General features: G+C 61.6%; 20 protein-coding genes and 1 tRNA gene. 9 read left to right on the top strand and 12 right to left on the bottom strand.

Annotation, left to right across the window (positions count from 1 at the left end; translation table 11 throughout):
* The first annotated feature begins 102 nt into the window (after positions 1-102).
* Complete coding sequence (locus LB538_RS01280) at positions 103-1,221, top strand: DUF2157 domain-containing protein (RefSeq protein ID WP_224525276.1); 1,119 nt, start codon at positions 103-105, stop codon at positions 1,219-1,221.
* Positions 1,218-1,799, top strand: a complete 582-nt coding sequence (locus tag LB538_RS01275; RefSeq protein ID WP_224525279.1) for a GDYXXLXY domain-containing protein — start codon at positions 1,218-1,220, stop codon at positions 1,797-1,799. The genes LB538_RS01280 and LB538_RS01275 overlap by 4 nt, the downstream gene beginning before the upstream one ends.
* Positions 1,800-1,845: 46 nt before the next feature.
* Here LB538_RS01275 and LB538_RS01270 read toward each other — a convergent pair whose 3' ends face one another.
* Complete coding sequence (locus LB538_RS01270; RefSeq protein ID WP_224525282.1) at positions 1,846-2,778, bottom strand: hypothetical protein; 933 nt, start codon at positions 2,776-2,778, stop codon at positions 1,846-1,848.
* 328 nt (positions 2,779-3,106) lie between these two features.
* A tRNA-Leu gene (locus LB538_RS01265) sits at positions 3,107-3,191 on the bottom strand.
* Between the two features lie 443 nt (positions 3,192-3,634).
* On the opposite strand from LB538_RS01265, the gene tig reads away from it, so the two are divergent.
* The 3 genes from tig to LB538_RS01250 all read left to right on the top strand — a co-directional run bounded on the left by tig (position 3,635) and on the right by LB538_RS01250 (position 6,449).
* Positions 3,635-5,149 (top strand): trigger factor, encoded by a 1,515-nt coding sequence (gene tig / locus LB538_RS01260; RefSeq protein ID WP_095765035.1) that lies wholly within the window; start codon positions 3,635-3,637, stop codon positions 5,147-5,149.
* Between the two features lie 177 nt (positions 5,150-5,326).
* Positions 5,327-5,854 carry a hypothetical protein gene (locus LB538_RS01255; protein ID WP_318012429.1) on the top strand — a complete coding sequence of 176 codons (528 nt, stop codon included), beginning with the start codon at positions 5,327-5,329 and terminating at the stop codon, positions 5,852-5,854.
* Positions 5,855-6,068: 214 nt separating this feature from the next.
* A complete protein-coding gene (locus tag LB538_RS01250) occupies positions 6,069-6,449 on the top strand; it encodes a c-type cytochrome (protein WP_224525286.1) in 381 nt (126 codons plus the stop codon).
* Positions 6,450-6,796: 347 nt separating this feature from the next.
* Here LB538_RS01250 and LB538_RS01245 read toward each other — a convergent pair whose 3' ends face one another.
* The 8 genes from LB538_RS01245 to map form a co-directional block, all read right to left on the bottom strand.
* Positions 6,797-7,270 (bottom strand): aminoacyl-tRNA deacylase, encoded by a 474-nt coding sequence (locus tag LB538_RS01245; protein WP_095765573.1) that lies wholly within the window; start codon positions 7,268-7,270, stop codon positions 6,797-6,799.
* 129 nt (positions 7,271-7,399) lie between these two features.
* Positions 7,400-7,792 carry a cytochrome C oxidase subunit IV family protein gene (locus LB538_RS01240; RefSeq protein ID WP_095765038.1) on the bottom strand — a complete coding sequence of 131 codons (393 nt, stop codon included), beginning with the start codon at positions 7,790-7,792 and terminating at the stop codon, positions 7,400-7,402.
* A 27-nt stretch (positions 7,793-7,819) separates the two neighbouring features.
* Positions 7,820-8,539 carry a heme-copper oxidase subunit III family protein gene (locus LB538_RS01235; RefSeq protein ID WP_224525288.1) on the bottom strand — a complete coding sequence of 240 codons (720 nt, stop codon included), beginning with the start codon at positions 8,537-8,539 and terminating at the stop codon, positions 7,820-7,822.
* A 10-nt stretch (positions 8,540-8,549) separates the two neighbouring features.
* The gene (locus tag LB538_RS01230; protein WP_224525290.1) at positions 8,550-9,254 is read right to left on the bottom strand and encodes a cytochrome c oxidase subunit 3; all 705 of its coding nucleotides are present in this window, start codon (positions 9,252-9,254) and stop codon (positions 8,550-8,552) included.
* A complete protein-coding gene (gene ctaD, locus LB538_RS01225; protein ID WP_095765041.1) occupies positions 9,251-11,020 on the bottom strand; it encodes a cytochrome c oxidase subunit I in 1,770 nt (589 codons plus the stop codon). The genes LB538_RS01230 and ctaD overlap by 4 nt, the downstream gene beginning before the upstream one ends.
* Before the next feature lie 21 nt (positions 11,021-11,041).
* Positions 11,042-11,926, bottom strand: coding sequence for a cytochrome c oxidase subunit II (locus LB538_RS01220; protein WP_224525292.1), 885 nt, complete (start codon positions 11,924-11,926; stop codon positions 11,042-11,044).
* Positions 11,927-12,074: 148 nt separating this feature from the next.
* Positions 12,075-12,836 (bottom strand): RadC family protein, encoded by a 762-nt coding sequence (gene radC, locus LB538_RS01215; RefSeq protein ID WP_224525295.1) that lies wholly within the window; start codon positions 12,834-12,836, stop codon positions 12,075-12,077.
* Between the two features lie 134 nt (positions 12,837-12,970).
* Complete coding sequence (gene map / locus LB538_RS01210) at positions 12,971-13,798, bottom strand: type I methionyl aminopeptidase (protein WP_224525297.1); 828 nt, start codon at positions 13,796-13,798, stop codon at positions 12,971-12,973.
* A gap of 196 nt (positions 13,799-13,994) precedes the next feature.
* On the opposite strand from map, the gene LB538_RS01205 reads away from it, so the two are divergent.
* The 3 genes from LB538_RS01205 (at position 13,995) to LB538_RS01195 (ending at position 15,243) form a co-directional block, all read left to right on the top strand.
* Positions 13,995-14,372, top strand: a complete 378-nt coding sequence (locus LB538_RS01205; RefSeq protein WP_224525299.1) for a hypothetical protein — start codon at positions 13,995-13,997, stop codon at positions 14,370-14,372.
* A gap of 103 nt (positions 14,373-14,475) precedes the next feature.
* Positions 14,476-14,712, top strand: a complete 237-nt coding sequence (locus LB538_RS01200) for a hypothetical protein (protein WP_224525301.1) — start codon at positions 14,476-14,478, stop codon at positions 14,710-14,712.
* Between the two features lie 225 nt (positions 14,713-14,937).
* Positions 14,938-15,243: a DUF982 domain-containing protein gene (locus LB538_RS01195; protein WP_140840426.1), complete on the top strand. Its 306-nt coding sequence runs from the start codon at positions 14,938-14,940 to the stop codon at positions 15,241-15,243.
* A gap of 12 nt (positions 15,244-15,255) precedes the next feature.
* Here the strand turns inward: LB538_RS01195 and LB538_RS01190 are convergent, their stop codons facing one another.
* Positions 15,256-15,942: an aspartyl/asparaginyl beta-hydroxylase domain-containing protein gene (locus tag LB538_RS01190; protein ID WP_224525304.1), complete on the bottom strand. Its 687-nt coding sequence runs from the start codon at positions 15,940-15,942 to the stop codon at positions 15,256-15,258.
* Between the two features lie 219 nt (positions 15,943-16,161).
* Between LB538_RS01190 and LB538_RS01185 the strand changes: the two genes are divergently transcribed.
* The gene (locus LB538_RS01185; protein WP_224525308.1) at positions 16,162-16,455 is read left to right on the top strand and encodes a hypothetical protein; all 294 of its coding nucleotides are present in this window, start codon (positions 16,162-16,164) and stop codon (positions 16,453-16,455) included.
* A gap of 447 nt (positions 16,456-16,902) precedes the next feature.
* Here the strand turns inward: LB538_RS01185 and LB538_RS01180 are convergent, their stop codons facing one another.
* Entirely contained in the window at positions 16,903-17,874 is a 972-nt protein-coding gene (locus tag LB538_RS01180; RefSeq protein ID WP_224525311.1) for a LysR family transcriptional regulator, read from the bottom strand.
* Between the last annotated feature and the right edge of the window lie 18 nt (positions 17,875-17,892).

The following is a 17,892-nucleotide window of genomic DNA, read 5'->3' as shown; positions in this document are numbered from 1 at the left end:
CCGTTCACGCCTGCGTCGCAAAGAAGGCCGAATCGGAAAGTGCCGCCGCGTCAACGGTTTGGCTGCCCCGGTTGAGGAAATGACCAGGCTTTGGGGGAAAGCATGGCGAGCTATACGACACGGCTAAGGGCGGATATCGCCCGCTGGCGGGAGAGAGGGCTGATCGATCCCGCCACGGCGGAGGCATTGACGCGCGACGTCGCTGCCAACGAGCGCGCGTCGCTGAGTTTCGGCTCGATCCTGGCAATGATGGCGGCGCTTCTGTTCGGCGCAGCGATCCTGATTTTCGTCGCCGCCAACTGGGAGGCCATTCCGCGTGTCGTTCGTGTGGCGGCGCTTTTCGCCGTCATCCTGGCCGGCTATGTCGGCGGCGCGGTGCTGAAGACGCGCGACCATGCCGCGATCGGCGAGGCGCTGTGGATCATTGCAGCCGCCGCCTTCGGCGGATCGATCGCGCTGATCGGCCAGATGTACCATCTTTCCGGCGACGAGGCCTCGGCGCTGGTGACATGGTGCGCCGGCACGGCGCTGGCGGCAGTAGCGCTGCGTTCGAACCCGCTGACGGTGGCTGCAGTCGGCATTGCCGATGCCTGGCTGGTCCTCAAGGGGTTCGGCTTCTACTGGCGCGCGGAAATTCCGCATCTCTTCATCATCATGGCGATCGTCCTGTTCGCCGTTTCCTTCTGGACGCGCAGCCGGGCAGCGCGCCACCTCGTCATTTTGTCTGTCATTCTGTATCTGGTCTTGCTGGCGACGGATCACGACACGCTGCCGGTGGCGATGTCGCTGGCCATCGCGTCAGTGCTGCTCTTTGCCGCCTCGGTCTTTGCCGGCGATCCGATCGACAGGATCCTGCAGCTGGGCGGCCGGCTGTCCTTGCACGCCTTGCTCGGCTTCCTCACCGGCATGGCGATGATCCAGTTCGAGCTGGCGGATGAAAGCACCTACAATAGCGGTTTCGCCCTCGCGTCGATCGTAGCGCTTGCCGGCATCGTCGCGGCGATCATGTTGGCCGGCCGCGAGAGCAGGGGCCTGCGCTGGCTGGCCTATGCCGGCTTCGCCTTCGAACTCGCCATCATCTATAGCGTCACCTTGCTTTCGATGCTGGATACGGCCGGCTTCTTCCTGGCGGCTGCCGTGCTGCTCGGCGTACTGGCGCTGATCATCATCCGTATCGAGAAGCGCATGAGAGCGCCCGCCGAGACAGGAGCAGCAGCATGACCGGCAAGAAACTGATCGTCTCGGCGCTGGTGCTGGCGCTTGTTCAGATCGGCTTTCTCAGCTGGATCATCGCCGGCCGCGCCGCGATCCTGCGCAACGGCAAGGAAGTGCTGCTGAAAGTCCAACCGGTCGACCCGCGCGACCTCCTGCGCGGCGACTATATCTCCCTCAACAACAACATTTCGCGCATCCCGGTGAAGCTGATCGTCAACCTTCCGCAAGGCAAGTTCTCCAGCGACGACACAGCGATCGTGGTGCGGTTGAAGAAGGGCTCCGACGGCTATTGGCAGCCGACCGCAGCGTGGTTCGGCAAAGCGCCGGTCCCGGCCGGCGCGGACGAAGCAGACATTGCCGGCCATGTCGGGGAAGGCTGGGGCCTCAGCGATCCGGAAGCGACGATCGCGCCCGACTATGGGATCGACCGCTTCTATCTGCCGGAAGGCGAAGGAATGGCGATCCAGGACGACATGCGCGTGCGGCCGTTCGGCATCAAGCTCGCGCTGTCGGCAGACGGCACGGCGCAGATCAAGGCGCTGATGGACGGCGACAAGACGCTGTTCGAGGAGCCGCTTTATTAAGTGTATAGGGGCTTGACGTCTGTGTCCGCGCTAACGGTGGTCCCGCTTATCGCTGGACACTCCCTGTCTCTGCGATAATTTTGGGATAGGGACCGATCGAAATCGTGTAGCTAAAGTTTGCCACGCCTTTTTCCTGCTTGTGTTTCGAGGGGCTGCGCACAACCCAGTCGTAGACGCCCGAGACCATGCAGCGATCGTTAGTGCAGTTGACCACGATGCTGTCCTTGCGGACGCTATATCCGCGTTCAGGCCATCGCCGGTAATAGTTCCTCTTGTCCTGAATGATCGACCTCAACTTCGTCAGCTTGCCATAATAATCGACCTTGGGAGCGTAGGATGCCTGAACTTGGGCAAGAGCGAAATCGTCGTTGTCGCCATGATGCTCGATGAGATCCCTGACGAAGGCGACCGCAATGCTTTCCGGCAGTTGCCTGGCGTCGGGTGCAGGAGCGGACACGGGCGCAGGATTTGGCTTCGTTAACACCTGTGAAATATCTGCCGGCGATTGGTTCGCTGCGGCATTGGTCACATGCAAGTCAGCCATTTCGCTGGCCGATAGATATCTTATGTCATGCTTACCATAGCTCGAAGCCAATTCTATCAGCTTGGGGTCCACTCCCATCTCGACCACATAAGACGTGATTGCAGCCGTTCCGAGCTGGACGCGGGCCTTCGCTTCTTCGGTGGACATCCCGTCAGCCGGTTTGAGAAACGCGCGGTGAATGCCGATGGAACTTGGTTCGGCAACACGGTGGATGCCACCCAGGAAGGCCAGTGAGCAGGCTGAAGCGCACTGCAATTGGCCAACCTGAAGCGTGTCCAACCCTGCTGCGCGGATCATACGCCCCAACCGAATAGCACCGCCGACATTGCCACCAGGGGAGTTGAATACAATCACCTTGGCCCCGCTGCTCGCAACCGCGCGGCTGAAGCTGTTCAAGGACTCATTGGCGCTAAACTCACCGGAGACGATGAGCATTGGCCGCTGACCCGGAAGAGAAGCCGGAGTGTACTCCAAAGCCTCAACCTGAGACGCCGCCGCGAGAGCTGACCCAAGCCCCACAACCAGAGAAACTACACGCACAATCTGACAGAGCCCCGACCCGCCTGTTGCAAGTAAGAACCTGTTAAAGGGCTATTTCAAGTGCATCGGATGCGCAAAGCGGGATGATCTCCGAGAGCGCGAGGGCCTTGCTTGCGCCGCCAGGAGATTGCTGCGGTCCTCCTTCGCCAAGGCTTCGGAGGACACTTTCGGCTCTTCGAGCCTCAGGTGGTGGCCTGCCATCCGAAGCTCGAAGAGCGAAGGATGGTGCGGATGAAGGGACTCGAACCCCCACGCCTTTCGGCACTGGAACCTAAATCCAGGGCGTCTACCAATTCCGCCACATCCGCTTTCCCCGGCAATCCCATGTAGCCATCATTCTGTCAATGTCGGCGCTCAAGTATGCTTATCCGGCTAAAGCGCGTCGTGTCGAAACGGTTCGGGCGACGCGCTTCAGGCATTGTCTTGATGCATGCCGTTCTCCCAAAACCGCTGCGCAGTTTTGGGCGGCATGCATTGGAGCGAAGATAGTTGAAAATTAGCCTAGCCTGTGACAAAAGGCGTGTCGAATGTGACGGAAAGTGAGTTTCCGCTTCTGCAAGATGTGAAAAGTTATAGGAAAAACAAAGACTTATTCGCATCCGGCAAGGCGCAGTTCAGGAGAATTTGAGCCGCATTCGCGGTCAAATCGCCAGGTTCCGTCCCAAAAGCCATTTCCGGCAAGATCATACCGGCAGGCTGTAAACGGCTAAAACCGTTCGGCAGTCTCATTGTTGAAAACAAAGGTTCTAGGATGCAGGTCACCGAAACGCTCAACTCCGGTCTCAAGCGCGAGATCAAGATCACCGTGCCGGCCGGTGACATGGAAGCCAAGCTGATGGCGCGGCTGACCGATGCCCGCGGCAAGGTGCGCATCAACGGCTTCCGCCCGGGCAAAGTGCCGGTGCAGCACCTGCGCAAGGTGTACGGCAAGTCGTTCATGGCCGAGGTCGTCAACGAGATCCTTAATGACTCGACCCGTTCGATCATCTCGGGGCGCGGCGAAAAAGCCGCCATGCAGCCCGAAGTGATCATGACCGAGGACGAGAAGGAGGCCGAGAAGATCCTGGCCGGCGGCGCCGATTTCGAATTCAGCCTCAATTACGAAGTCATCCCGCCGATCGAGATCAAGGATTTCTCCGACATCAAGGTGACGCGCCAGGTCTATGACGTGCCGGACGCGGAAGTCGAGGATCAGGTCAAACGCGTCGCTGAATCGGCGCGCAGCTACGAGCCGAAGACCGGCGAGGCCGCCGAGGGCGACCGTGTGACCATCGACTATGTCGGCAAGATCGGCGGCGAGGCCTTCGCCGGCGGCGCCGGCACCGACCAGCCGCTAGTGCTCGGCTCCAAAGAGTTCATCCCGGGCTTCGAGGAGCAGCTGATCGGAACGAAGGCCGGTGACGAGAAGCAGGTCACCGTCACTTTCCCCGAAAACTACCAGGCGGCGCATCTGGCCGGCAAGGAAGCCACCTTCGACGTCACGGTCAAGGAAGTGTCGGCGCCCGGCGCGCTCGAGATCAATGACGAGACGGCCAAGAATCTCGGCCTGGAATCGCTCGAGCGCCTGCGCGAGATCGTGCGCGGCCAGATCGAGAACCAGTTCGGCTCCATGACCCGCCAGAAGGTGAAGCGCCAGTTGCTGGACCAGCTCGACGCATCCTACTCCTTCGAGGCGCCGTCGAAGCTCGTCGAGGCCGAGTTCAACAACATCTGGGGCCAGGTCAACCGCGACCTGGAAGCCGCCGGCCGCACTTTCGCCGACGAAGAGACGACGGAAGAAGAAGCACGTGCCGAATATATGCGCCTTGCCGAGCGCCGCGTGCGCCTCGGTCTGGTCCTGGCCGAGATCGGCGAGAAGGCCGGCGTCACCGTGTCGGACGAGGAACTGCAGCGCGGCCTGTTCGAGCAGGTGCGCCGCTTCCCGGCCAACCAGCAGCAGGAAGCCTTCGAGTATTATCGCAGCAACCCGGAAGCCATCAACGCGCTGCGCGCGCCGATGTTCGAGGAGAAGGTGGTCGACTATCTGCTTGGCCAGATCTCGGTCAACGACGTCAAGGTCGGCAAGGACGAGCTGATGGCCGACGACGAAGAGGCCGAAACCGCGACCAAGGCGAAGCCGGCCAAGAAGGCTTCCTCGAAGAAGGCCGAAGCCAAGGCAAGCGACGCAAAGGCTGGCGAAGCAAAGGCAGGCGAAGCCACCGACGAGGCGGAAGAGCCGAAGAAGAAGGCCGCGCCGAAGAAAAAAGCCGCCAAGGAAGCCGAGTAACAGGTTTCAATGCCGAGACTTCGAAAGGCCGCCTCCGGGCGGCCTTTTTCATTAGGAGCTACTTTATTGTGGCGGCGCGGCAACACAGACAACTTGTCTTGAAGGCCTGCCGCTGGCGATACCAACGGTTCAACATTATCTGCGCTTCATCGCATTCGCGGGCGTTTGGAGGCATTGGTGAGGCTGGGATTCACGATGAGAGACGTGGTCGTCGCCGCGGCGCTCTTGTTTGCCGCAGCCGCCGGTGTCGCCCGGGCCGAGCCGGCTCTCGGCAACTGGAGCGTTGGCGCCGGCAATGATGGTCAGATCACGGCGTCGCTCCACGCCAGCAACAAGCTGATCACCGGCGGCGGAGCGTTGGGCTACAGCCCTGTGCTGACATTGGCGTGCCGGCCCGACGGCGAACCACGCTGGAGCGAGTGGCTCCAGCTCAACGACGCCGTCTCCGCCAGCCGCAAGATCACCATCTCCGTCGCGGTCGACGGCGGCGGCAAAACCGATGAAAGCTGGTCGGTCGGCCCGCGCGGCAGAACACTGGTCAGGGATGGAGACGACGGCATCAAGCGTCTGGCTTCAGCGAACCGGCTGACGCTGTCGTGGCGCTTCGGCCTTTTGTCGGGACGCGGCGAGGCCGATTTCGAGCTTGCGGGTCTTTCGGACGTGATCGGGCAGATCGCGGCAAGCTGCAAGACCGACCCGCCCTGATCGTCGCCGTTCAGAAGGCTTGGACCGCTTTTTGGGCAGTTAGTCCTCGGCGCATGGCCTAAGCCTTCGCAGGCCGGCAATTTTTGCCCATTGGTTCGATTCTGTGGTATGTAGGTGCCGCAATTCCACTGAAGAGACGCGGCCGCCCGCCATGCAGGATACGCCAGCGTGGCGCGGGCCGCCCGACGTAAATGACGATCAGGGAGGAAGTGCCATGCGCGCAACCGCGCTTTTCATCGTCTTGTCAGCTACGACCTTCCTTGCAAGTCCGTCGCAGGCGCAAGACGCCGCCGCAGGCGAGAAGGTGTTCACCAAGTGCAAGGTCTGCCACATTGCCGACCAGGACCAGAATAAGGTCGGCCCGTCTCTGCACGGCGTCATCGGGCGCACCGCGGGCACGCATCCCGGTTTCACCTATTCCACGGCCATGATCGAGGCCGGAAAATCCGGCATCAAATGGGACGAGCCTACGCTGACAAAATATCTTCACGACCCCAAGGCGATGGTCAAAGGGACGAAGATGGCGTTTCCCGGCCTCAAGAACGATCAGGACATAGCCAACGTCATCGCCTACCTGAAGCAGTTTTCCAAATAAACACCGCCGTCCAGACTCTTTTGATGGTCGCCTGCTTATCCGGAAGGAAGACGCCGGCAGTTGCGCAGATGAATATCGCCCCCAGCACCGTCACGCCGGGAGCGCAAAAAAACCCAAGAGCAACAGAATGACTATGCCAAGGCCGAGTATGAGAAGCGTCCGCGTGTCCATGACGTTCACCTTCGCATCTTGAGAATACCGAAAAAGCAGCCCTGGACGACTGGCGGTCGTGCTGCCGATCCTCGGCCCTGGCATGTTTTTACCGTAAGGTCGTAGAGCCGCCGGCTGCCCCAGACCGTCGAAGCAATCAGGCCCTGCCGTAACGCAGCGGCGGGAGTCTCTATACGTCAGAAGGCCGGATAGCTGAACCGCGCCTGGCGCGCGTCCGTCGTCAGGTTGCGGAAATCCTTGCCGCTGACATGCACAAGCGTCTTGTGGTCGCCGCCCTCGAAATAGATATCGGCGGCATCACGAAGGCTTTCGTCCAGAATGACCGGCACATCATAAGCCGCACCGATCGGCGGTATGGCGCCGACGTCGCAATCGTCAAAGAGCGATACCACTTCGTCTTCGGAAGCGAGGCCGAGGCGTTTGTCCATGACGTCCTGCAGCTTGCCGAGCTCGATTCTGTGGGTGCTTGGCACCACGGCCAGCGCATAACCGAGTTCGTGGTGAACGACCACGGACTTCGCCATGATGCTGCCGGGCACGTGCGCGGCAATGGCGGCCTGCCTGCTGGTGGCAGTTCGATGATGCCCCACGGTATCGTAGGAGATGCCCTTGCGGTCGATAAAGTTTCTCAGTCTGTTCGCTATCGTCATTGTCCGCGTCCTTTGCTTGAGTTCACGGCGCATACGCCAGATCAAAATGGGCCGGCGGCCTGTTGTTTCAAGGCATCGGAACCGGCCGTCCCCCGCTGGTCATGCCGCGGCTGGATCCCGTATCGGGTGTCAGGGGCCAGGCCCGAAAAACGCGATACGAGTCAGCAGCGTATAGTCGGCCTCGAAGACCATCATCGCCACGAAAACCAGCACCAGTATCGGGGGCAGGATGATTGCATACATCATCGCCAGCCGCTCCCAGGCCATGTGCATGAAGACGGCGACGATCAGTCCTGCTTTGAGCATCATGAAGATCAGGATCAGCGACCACCTGAGATAGCCGTGGAGGCCGAAATAGTCGACCAGATAGGAGCAGGTGCTGAGAATGAACAGCCACGCCCAGACCACCAGATAGAGCTTGATCGGGTGCTCCTGATGCGTCTCCGCCTTGGCGACGATCGCCGCATCATGGGCGGGATGCAGTGCGTGTTGTCCGAGACCGTTTGCGGTTGCTTCAGCCATGTCTGCCTCTCAACAAAGCCTGCCTTCTCACCACAGATAGAAGAAGGCGAAAATGAACACCCAGACCAGGTCGACGAAGTGCCAGTAGAGCCCCATGATCTCGACGTTCTCGTAGCGGCCCCTGCGGCTGGTGAAGAAGCCGGGCCGGCCGGTGTCGAAGTCACCACGCCAGACTTTTCTCGCCACGATGATCAGGAAGATCACCCCGATCGTGACGTGCGTGCCGTGGAAGCCGGTGATCATGAAAAAGCACGAGCCGAATTGCGCGGCTCCCCAGGGATTGCCCCACGGCCGGACCCCCTCGGTGATCAGCTTGGTCCATTCGAAGGCCTGCATGCCAACGAAGGTCGCGCCGAGCGCGGCGGTCAAAAGCATCAGGATCGCGGTTTTGCGACGATCGCGGCGATAGCCGAAATTGACCGCCATGGCCATGGTTCCGCTGCTCGAGATGAGAACGAACGTCATGATGGCGATCAGGATCAGCGGGATCTCCGAGCCGCCGATGCGCAAGGCGAAGACCTCGCTTGGATTCGGCCACGGCACGCGCGTGGAGATCCGCGCCGTCATATAGGAAAGCAGGAAGCAACCGAAAATGAAGGTGTCGCTGAGCAGGAAGATCCACATCATGGCCTTGCCCCAGGACACGTTCTTGAACGCGCGCTGATCCGAGCTCCAGTCGGCGGCGATGCCGCGCAAGCCCTGGGGGCGATCCATCTGGCTGGTATGCGTCAGTGCGGTCTCGGCCATCGCCAGTCTCCTAGGTCAGCAGCCGTTGGCAAATGCTCACGAACGTCGCCGCCCAACCGGCCAGGACGGCGAAGATGCACAGCCAGACGAAAAGCAGGAAATGCCAATACATGGCGCACAGCTCGACGCTGAGGCGCAGCCGCTCCCGCCGCGTTCGGTTCCAGGCGCCGGCGCTCGTCCGGCCAAGGCCGATCAGCCCGCCCAGTATATGCAGGCCATGCATCGCCGTGATCAGATAGAAGAAGCTGTTGGCCGGATTGGAGGCCAACAGGTAGCCGTCCTCGGTCAGCTGCCGCCATGCAATCAACTGGCCGGCGAGGAAGGCGAGGGCGGTCAGTCCCGCCGTTGCAAGACCGAGCCTTACCATGTCCACCTGGCCTCTGCGCGCGGCGACCACCGCACATTGCAGCGCGACGCTGCTCAGCGCCAGCGCGCCGGTGTTGAGCCAAAGCAGGCGCGGCAGCGGCAGCGGCCGCCAGTCCGACAGGCCCATGCGCATGAAATAGGCGCTGGTGAACAGCGAAAACAGGCAGCCGACGACGGCGAGGAAGACGCCGAGGCCGATCTTGGCGGTGGGCAGGGACGACCGGTCGAAGCCGACGACGTCCCCGGCCACGCCTTGCTCCAGCCACGGCTTGGCTGTCAATCGCTGGTGCGAAAGCCACCAACCGGCAAAGCCGGCGATCACCAACATGAAGACCAGGATGACGCTCATGCCGGCTCCCTGGAGGGGCCGAAGGAGCCCGGCACGTTCTGCGGGATGAAGTCCTCCTTGGCGCCCGGCACGCTGTAGTCGTAGGCCCAACGATAGACAATCGGCAGTTCCTTGCCGAAATTGCCGTGCGCCGGCGGCGTCTCAGGCGTTTGCCATTCGAGCGTCGTTGCCCGCCACGGATTGCCGCCGGCCTCACGGCCATGGCGAATGCTCCAGATCAGGTTGAACAGGAACACCATCTGGGCGAAGCCGACGATGAAGGCCATGATGCTGATGAACGAGTTCAGATGGTGGGCCGATTCCGTCATGATATTCATGTCGGTGAGTTCGGCGTAGCGCCGCGGAACGCCCATCAGGCCGAGATAGTGCATGGGGAAGAAGATCAGGTAGGCGCCGAGGAAGGTGATCCAGAAATGGAAGCGGCCGAGTGTCTCGTCCAGCATCCGTCCGGTGACCTTCGGATACCAGTGATAGATCGCGCCGAAGATCACCAGGATCGGCGCGACGCCCATGACCATGTGGAAATGTGCGACGACGAACATCGTGTCCGACAGCGGCACGTCGACGACGACGTTGCCGAGGAACAAGCCCGTCAGGCCGCCATTGACGAAGGTGACGATGAAGGCGAGCGCGAACAGCATCGGGATGGTGAGATGGATGTCGCCGCGCCACAACGTCAGCACCCAGTTATAGACCTTGATCGCGGTCGGCACCGCAATGATCAACGTCGTGGTGGCAAAGAAGAAGCCGAAATAAGGATTCATGCCGCTGACATACATGTGGTGCGCCCAGACCACGAAGCTCAGCGCGCCGATGGCGATGATGGCCCAGACCATCATGCGATAGCCGAAGATGTTCTTGCGCGCATGTGTGCTGATCAGGTCGGACACGATGCCGAAGGCCGGCAGCGCCACGATGTAGACTTCCGGGTGGCCGAAGAACCAGAACAGATGCTGGAACAGGATCGGGCTGCCGCCATTATGCTGAAGTTGCTCGCCCATCTCGACGATTGCCGGCATGAAGAAGGAAGTGCCGAGCAGACGGTCGAGCAGCATCATCACACAAGCAACGAACAGTGCCGGGAAGGCCAGAAGCGCCATGACCGTGGCGGTGAAGATGCCCCAGACGGTGAGCGGCAGGCGCATCAAGGTCATGCCGCGGGTGCGGCCTTGCAGCACCGTCACCACATAGTTCAGGCCACCCATGGTAAAGCCGATGATGAACAGGATGAGCGAAGAGAGCATCAGGATGATGCCCCAGTCCTGGCCGCCCGGCGTGCCGGTCATGATCGCCTGCGGCGGGTAAAGCGTCCAGCCGGCGCCTGTCGGCCCGCCGGGCGCGAAGAAGCTCGACACCAGGACCAGCACGGCAAGCAGATAGACCCAATAGCTCAGCATGTTGACATAGGGAAAGACCATGTCGCGGGCGCCGACCATCAGCGGAATGAGGTAATTGCCGAAGCCGCCAAGGAAGAGCGCGGTGAGCAAATAGATCACCATGATCATGCCGTGCATGGTGATGAACTGATAGTAGGCCTCCGGAGTGATGAAATCGAACGTGCCGGGGAAGCCGAGCTGCAGGCGCATCAGCCAGGACAGCATCAGCGCGACGAGGCCTATAGCCATGGCCGTCGCCGAATACTGGACTGCTATGACCTTGGCGTCCTGTGAAAAGACGTATTTCGTCCACCAGCTGTGCGGATGGTAGAGTTCCATCTCCGCGACTTCGGCGGGTGGAACGGCATCTGCGGGTGTGACGTCGACCATGGGAGCACCTCCGCGCCCTGTTCAGCGGGCCTCGAGCGTTTCGAGTTTTGCCGCGACATCCAAACTGGACGCCATCGTCTTTTCCGACGGTTGGTTCGCCGAGCCCGTTTGCTGGGGCGCGGACAATTGCGCAAAGGTCTGTTGCTGGCCGAGCCAGGCCAGATAGTCCTGCTCGGTATCGACCATGACAACGCCATGCATCAGCGGATGTCCCTGGCCGCACAGCTCGGCGCACAAGACCTGGAAGGTTCCGGTCCGCGTCGGCGTGAACCAGAAATACGTGACCGATCCCGGGATCATATCCATCTTGGCGCGGAATTCCGGGATGTAGAAATCGTGCAGCACGTCGATCGAGCGCAACAGCACCTTGACCGGCTTGCCGACCGGCAGGTGCAGGTCCGCCGCCTCGACCACGACGTCGTCTTGGCCGTTCGGGTCGCCGGGTACGATGCCGAGCGGGTTTTCAGCCGAGACGATGCGGGTGTCGGAGGTGCCGAGCTTGCCGTCCTTGCCGGGCAGACGGAAGCTCCATTGCCATTGCTGGGCGACAACCTCGATATCGGCGGCCTCGCCGGGAACGTTGACGAAGCGGCTCCAGACGAAGAGGCCGGGAACCAGCAAGGCGGTGACACCGGCCGCCGTTGCGATCATCAGCCACGATTCGAGCCGCCTGTTCTCCGGTTGATATGCCGCGCGATTGCCTTCCCGATGCCGGAAGCGGAAGACGCAATAAGCCATAAAGAGCACGACAGCGGCAAAGACGATGCCGGTGATCCAAAAGCTGATGGTGATGGTGTTGTCGATGTAGTCCCAGTTCGAGGCGATGGGCGTCCACCACCATGGGCTCAGGAGGTGGAACAGCACCGAGCCCACAACGATCAAAACGAGTACAAGCACAATGGCCATGTCCCGTCCTCCCGGTATTTCACGGGAGCGCGAAGCATCCCAGGAAGATACCAAGTGCCATCATGCTTGATTTCCTGCTGAAATTCCAGAGCCGACTATCTGATGAGGCGACGATGTCCCGGCAATCCCGAAATGCCGGGCAAACGCCTCAGATCAGCAGCAAACCCTTCATCGAGGCGTTGCCCTTGCGGCCGATGATGATGTGGTCGTGCACGGCGATGCCGAGCGGCTTGGCCGTATCGATGATCTGCTTGGTCATCTCGATGTCCGCGCGCGACGGCGTCGGGTCGCCGGAAGGATGGTTGTGGACTAGGATGACGGCGCTGGCTGAGAGCTCGAGCGCGCGCTTGACCACCTCGCGCGGATAGACCGGCGTGTGGTCGACGGTGCCGGTCTGCTGCACCTCGTCGGCGATCAGCCCGTTCTTCTTGTCGAGGAACAGGATACGGAACTGCTCGCGGTTCTCGAAGGCCATGGCCGAACGGCAATAGTCGAGGAGTTGCGTCCAGTTGGACAGGACTTCGCGGCCGCGCACCTCGCCGCGTGCCATCCGCTGCGCCGTCGCGGCGACGACCTTGAGGTCGGTCGCGACGTTCGGCCCGATGCCTTTGACTTCTTCAAGCAGGGATGCCGGCGCGCCAAGCACTTCGGCCAGCGAGCCGAAGCGGGCGATGAGCGCCTTGGCGATGGGCTTGGTGTCGACGCGCGGGATCAGCCGGAACAGAAGCAGCTCGAGCAGTTCATAGTCAGGCAGGGCGTCCGGTCCGCCGGCGGCAAAGCGTTCGCGCAGGCGGTCGCGATGGCCGTGATAATGGGGTTTCTCTGCCGCCGCTGCCTTTGTCAGCGCCGCCTTGGGCGGCTCGACCCAGCCTTCGGAAAAGAACGCCCGCTCGTCCTCGACTTTGCCCATGCCGCCGCTCCCCCTCAGGCTTTGGCTGAAACCTAAAGCAATTCCAGGAAAAGTGTGAAGCGGTTTTCTGTTCGGAATTGCGTCAAACAAGAGGATAGGGGCGGGCCATCGTTTCCATGAAACGATGATCCGGCCTACCCCGGCAGGCCAGGGCGGTCGAGCTTTTTCGGCGACAGCGTGAAGATCTCGCAGCCGGTGTCAGTGACGCCGATCGTATGCTCATACTGCGCCGACAGCGAGCGGTCGCGCGTGACTGCCGTCCAGCCGTCCGACAGCACTTTCACATGCGGCCGGCCGAGATTGATCATCGGCTCGACGGTAAAAATCATGCCCGGCCGCATCTCGACGCCTTCATTGACGGTGCCGTAATGCAGGATGTTGGGCGCGTCGTGAAAAAGCTGGCCGACGCCGTGGCCGCAGAAGTCGCGGACCACCGAGCAGCGCTCGGCCTCGGCATAGGTCTGGATCGCGGCGCCGATGGCGCCGGTGCGGGCGCCGGGCTTGATCGCGGCGATGCCGCGCATCAGGCACTCATAGGTCACTTCGAGCAAGCGCTCGGCGGCACGCTTGATCGTGCCCACCGGATACATGCGCGAGGAATCGCCATGCCAGCCGTCGAGGATATAGGTGACGTCGATGTTGACGATGTCGCCTTCCTTGAGCGGCTTGTTGTCGGGGATGCCGTGGCAGACGACATGGTTGATCGAGGTGCAGGACGATTTGGTGTAGCCGCGGTAATTGAGCGTTGCCGGCAGCGCACCGTGGTCCATGCCGAATTCGAAGACGAAGCGGTCGATCGTTTCCGTGGTCACGCCGGGCTTCACCAGCGGCACAAGCTCGTCGAGGCAGCGCGCGGTGAGGTCGCAGGCCTTGCGCATGCCGGCGAAGCCTTCCTCGCCATAGAGGCGGATCTGGCCGGTGTTTCGAAGGGGGGCGGTGGAGGCGTCGAGATAGGTGACCATTTTGTCCGTTTGCCGGCGTAGGCTTCAAAGGAGCCGAACGCGAAAAATCTGCTCCAGATTTGGCACCGCAAGCCGCAAGGTTCAAGGACGAAGTGCAGTTGCCGCGCCCATTGCGGCCTTCCTGGCCATTTCCATGGGCTAGGTCGGGCCTTGGTATCCGGAGACTGACTTGACGGCGCCTGAACGCGAAAGATCGATGCTGCTGCCGGCCAGGACCGCTTTTGCGGGCCTGATGGCGCTGCTGATGCTCGCGCTGCTGGGCTTCGCGCAGGCCGAAATCTCCGCGTCCGCCGCCTCGTTCTCGTGTGGTTCCAGCATCAGCGCTGCCCGTCAGGGCGATACGATCGCGCTGCTCAGAACAACCGGCAAGGCGCAGGCGCTTGAGGTCCGGGCCAGCCGGCCGCTCGCGACAAAGCTCGTCGGCGGCAATTCCGGCGCGCTCGCCCATGCATCCGATTTCCTGGTTATCGGCCGGGCGTTGCCGTTCCAAGATGAGCGCCACGCCCGTATCGGCAAGCGCTACCGCTTCGCGCACCAACCAACCGCGCGCGCCGCCGGCCGCGTGAGGCCTTAGCCGCTAGGCGCGGCATTCAAACCAAAAATTCCTTTGCGCCGCGATCCGGCGATGGCCGCCGGTCGTCCGCCGGTCGCGTGCGCGTCAGTTCGGATTCCGTTCAATGCAACGCATCAAGACATTCAAGACACTCACCTGCGCGGTCGCGGCGGCCTGCTTTCTGGCGGTCCAGGCGGCAATCTGCATCGGCACCGTCTACTGGGCCATTGCCGCCACCCTTCGCATGGAAGGAACAGCGGCGATCGTGCTCGGCGCCATCTTCGCGCTGCCGTCCGCTTATGTGCTGATGGTAGTTACCCGCACGGCCTATGATGCGGAGACCGACCCGGCTAACCAATAACGGCAAGGGCGTGGAAGAGGGACAAGGGGCTGCGATGGCCGGCAGTACGGTGGAAATCCGGCATTGGCAATGCAGCCGGTATCGATGCGGACTGACCCGGATCCGCCGCACCGGCGAACCGATTCTTCATCGCACTGAGGTCACATTTGCGAGTCAGAAGGCCGCAAAAGCAACTTTTCAGAACGAACGGCGTTGCTCCGGCTACGCCAGTTCGGGAGACAGGGGATGGACAGATTGCAATTCGAGGTGCCGGTGCGCATCACGCCCGCGCCCGGCCTGCCGATCGAGGAAATCTACAGCGTCGAGCAGGCGCTCGATTTCCTGCAGGATTGGCCGAAGCGCCGCCAAGGCAAGGTCTACGAAGCCGCGTTCAATGCCTGCTTCGGGGCGACGGTCGACGTGACCAGCGCCGAGGAGGCCTGCCGCGCGTTCGCAGCCTTCTGCCGCGTCAGCGGATTGCTGGCGAGGGACGCGATGTTTCCCGGCAAGCGTCGCAGCGGGGCAGGAACGTATCGCGAGGCGCGAGCGTAGATTTCGATCGGTTCAGCCGCCGAACGACACGCCCCGATAGCGCATTCCCACCTGCACGCCGCGCACGATCACGCGCGACAGGATTTCCATGTCCAGCGGCATTTGCGGACGCCACACGTCGAGCAGGAGAGCGACGCGGGGCTGATCCGAATTGTTCATCACTTCGTGCTCGAAAGTATCGTCCCACAGCAAGCATTCGCCGTCGGCGATGCGCCTTTCCTCATGATTGATCATCATGATCGTTGCCGGACGGCCGTCCGGCTGCTTGGGGATGACCAGGCCGAGATGGAACCGCATGATGCCGCGAAAGGGTCCGCGATGCGGCGGGATGTGCTTGCGCGGGGCGAGGAACGAGACGGCGGCCGATTTGACCTCGGGGCACTCCGAAAGCAGCCGGCTCAGGACCGGCATGCGCGTGAGGTTCGCCGGGATCGTCATGTCATAGGCCTTGAGCACGAACATGCGCCAGTCGAGACCGTCATTGGCCGAGATATTGGCCTGTTCCGGCATGATGTCGTGGAAGCGCGGCGCCTTGTTCAGCTTCGCCGCCAGCGCCTCATCGCGGATATTGCGCCAGGCGGCGGTGAATTTCGCGGCATTGGGAAAATGTGTGCCGGCGTCAAGAATGGCCGGTGCATCTATGCGCTTTTCATAGATGCGGCGGACCAGATTGGTTCCGAGATCGTAGGCGCCTGACATCTCATTACCTCAACGATGTTGTTATATAGTGCGATATTGCTTGCGGCCATCGCTCACGGAGATTTGCTCGGGCCGTCAACACGGAGATGACATCGCAGGCCGCCATGCCAAAATCGAAACGATGTCGGTCTCGCTCGCTGCATCGTGACAGCGCGATCATTGCGGAACTGCGACACAAGATGCGAATTTGGCGATACGATGTTTTGCCAGGACGCCACCATGCCCGGACGCAAGATTATGCTTTGCGCGGCAGCCATGCTCGTTGCGGCTTCAAATTTCGCCGACGCCCGATCCGATACGCGCAAGATGACGTGTGAACAGACGCAGGCACTGATCCAGAGCCAGCATGCTGCGGTGCTGAGCACCGGACCGAATACCTATGACCGCTATGTCCGCCAATTCGGCAATGAGTGCGACGCTCCTTACGCGCCGATGGTCGACTATGTTCCGACCAGCGACGGCCGGTGCATGGTTTACCGGCGCGAGGAGCCGGCTCCAATGGTTCCGGATTGACCGAAGGCCTGTGAGCTCTCCCGGCTTTTCACGGGAGCCTCAGACACTGGCCGATGCGGCTTACTTGACCTTTTGAATCTCCGGGCTCGGCGTCTGATCAGTTGCCGGGGCCGGCGTGCAATCCGGGCCCTTGCAATCCAGCACGGGATCGTCAGCCGGAGGAAGACAATTTTGCCCTTGGCAATGGACTGCCGGCGGCCGCGGCATTGCTTGGCTATTCGGCTGGGCAGGCTGATCTGCGTGAACGGGCGGCACGCCTGCCAGGCCGGTCATTGCCGCGCATAAGAGCGCTGTCCGAAGCATCTTCATTCCCGCCTCCACGGCCGAGAGCGGAGGGAATTTTACACTTTCGAGTCGAGGACGGCTCCTGTCGTCCGCGAACGGCGTTAACAGCGCGTTTCCGCTTGCGTCCTTTCTGCCGACAATGCACCGACACAGGCCCGCCATTCAGGCCGGGCGTGGTTCATGGGCGCTGCTGCCGGCTTCGCCGGCGCTCAGTTGCGAGAGCAGCTTCAACACCATTTCCCGCAGCCATCGGTGTGTAGGATCGGTTGTGTGGCGTTTGTGCCAAACGATGCAGATGAGGGCAGGATCGATCGGCATGGGTGGACTGTAGATCGCCAGTCTCAAGCGAGATGCTACCTTGCGCGCCAGCTGTTCCGGAACGAGCGCGACAAGATCGCTTCCCGCCACCGCGTTACAGACGCCGCCGAACACCGGCATCGTCATGGCCACCCGCCGTTCGCGCCCCATCCGGGCCAGCGCCGCGTCGCCCATGGCCTTGAGCTTGCCCTCGGGCGAGAAGACGACGTGGCCGAGGTCGCAGAAAAGGTCGATCGGAATGACGTCTCCGGGGTTCACCTTCGCCCGCTCGAGCCTTGGGTGCCCAGTGCGGGCGATCGTCACGAATGTCGACCGAAAGGCAGGAAGATAGTCGATCCAGCTGGCGAAATCGAGCTTGGGAACGAGGGCAAGGTCGATACCGTGGTTTTCGAGCGTGCCGACATAGTCGTCGGGCACAAGATCCACCAGTTGGATCAGTATTTTGGGAGCAAGCCCGGAGATTGCATTGGCCAGGGCAGGCATCAGCATCTCGGCAAAGAAATCCGAACCTGCGATCTTGAAGCTTTGCTCGGCTTCGGCCGGATTGAAGCTGCCAGGCCCGGCAAGCAGCGCCGACAGTTCATCGAGGATGCGGCGAAGCGGAAGCTCGAGGTTCCGGGCGTATTGTGTCGGCACGATATGCTGTCCCTGGCGCACGAACAGCGGATCGCCGAGAAAATTCCGAAGTCGTCCCAGGCTGGCCGATATCGCCGGTTGCGACAGACCGATGCGTTGTCCGGCCTTTACGGTCGATTGCTCGCGCAGCAGCGCGTCGAGCACCCGCAGGAGATTGAGGTCGAAGCTCGATAAATTCATTCGCCGAATATATTTTAT

The organism is Mesorhizobium sp. Ca11 (genome assembly GCF_020165275.1).
In the GTDB taxonomy this organism is placed as follows: Bacteria; Pseudomonadota; Alphaproteobacteria; order Rhizobiales; family Rhizobiaceae; genus Mesorhizobium.
The sequence above is the reverse complement of the archived record's forward strand: the minus strand, read 5'-3'. Positions and strand labels throughout refer to the sequence as shown.

What these genes read in the sequence shown, in the direction of transcription:
- LB538_RS01200 (WP_224525301.1), top strand. Translation starts at nt 14,476, where the DNA reads ATGCAACGCATCAAGACATTCAAGACACTCACCTGCGCGGTCGCGGCG.
- tig (WP_095765035.1), top strand. Translation starts at nt 3,635, where the DNA reads ATGCAGGTCACCGAAACGCTCAACTCCGGTCTCAAGCGCGAGATCAAG.
- LB538_RS01185 (WP_224525308.1), top strand. Translation starts at nt 16,162, where the DNA reads ATGCCCGGACGCAAGATTATGCTTTGCGCGGCAGCCATGCTCGTTGCG.
- radC (WP_224525295.1), bottom strand. Translation starts at nt 12,836, where the DNA reads ATGGGCAAAGTCGAGGACGAGCGGGCGTTCTTTTCCGAAGGCTGGGTC.
- LB538_RS01270 (WP_224525282.1), bottom strand. Translation starts at nt 2,778, where the DNA reads ATGCTCATCGTCTCCGGTGAGTTTAGCGCCAATGAGTCCTTGAACAGC.
- LB538_RS01250 (WP_224525286.1), top strand. Translation starts at nt 6,069, where the DNA reads ATGCGCGCAACCGCGCTTTTCATCGTCTTGTCAGCTACGACCTTCCTT.
- LB538_RS01230 (WP_224525290.1), bottom strand. Translation starts at nt 9,254, where the DNA reads ATGAGCGTCATCCTGGTCTTCATGTTGGTGATCGCCGGCTTTGCCGGT.
- LB538_RS01220 (WP_224525292.1), bottom strand. Translation starts at nt 11,926, where the DNA reads ATGGCCATTGTGCTTGTACTCGTTTTGATCGTTGTGGGCTCGGTGCTG.
- LB538_RS01190 (WP_224525304.1), bottom strand. Translation starts at nt 15,942, where the DNA reads ATGTCAGGCGCCTACGATCTCGGAACCAATCTGGTCCGCCGCATCTAT.
- LB538_RS01180 (WP_224525311.1), bottom strand. Translation starts at nt 17,874, where the DNA reads ATGAATTTATCGAGCTTCGACCTCAATCTCCTGCGGGTGCTCGACGCG.
- LB538_RS01235 (WP_224525288.1), bottom strand. Translation starts at nt 8,539, where the DNA reads ATGGCCGAGACCGCACTGACGCATACCAGCCAGATGGATCGCCCCCAG.
- LB538_RS01275 (WP_224525279.1), top strand. Translation starts at nt 1,218, where the DNA reads ATGACCGGCAAGAAACTGATCGTCTCGGCGCTGGTGCTGGCGCTTGTT.
- LB538_RS01280 (WP_224525276.1), top strand. Translation starts at nt 103, where the DNA reads ATGGCGAGCTATACGACACGGCTAAGGGCGGATATCGCCCGCTGGCGG.
- LB538_RS01240 (WP_095765038.1), bottom strand. Translation starts at nt 7,792, where the DNA reads ATGGCTGAAGCAACCGCAAACGGTCTCGGACAACACGCACTGCATCCC.
- LB538_RS01245 (WP_095765573.1), bottom strand. Translation starts at nt 7,270, where the DNA reads ATGACGATAGCGAACAGACTGAGAAACTTTATCGACCGCAAGGGCATC.
- map (WP_224525297.1), bottom strand. Translation starts at nt 13,798, where the DNA reads ATGGTCACCTATCTCGACGCCTCCACCGCCCCCCTTCGAAACACCGGC.
- LB538_RS01205 (WP_224525299.1), top strand. Translation starts at nt 13,995, where the DNA reads ATGCTGCTGCCGGCCAGGACCGCTTTTGCGGGCCTGATGGCGCTGCTG.
- ctaD (WP_095765041.1), bottom strand. Translation starts at nt 11,020, where the DNA reads ATGGTCGACGTCACACCCGCAGATGCCGTTCCACCCGCCGAAGTCGCG.
- LB538_RS01195 (WP_140840426.1), top strand. Translation starts at nt 14,938, where the DNA reads ATGGACAGATTGCAATTCGAGGTGCCGGTGCGCATCACGCCCGCGCCC.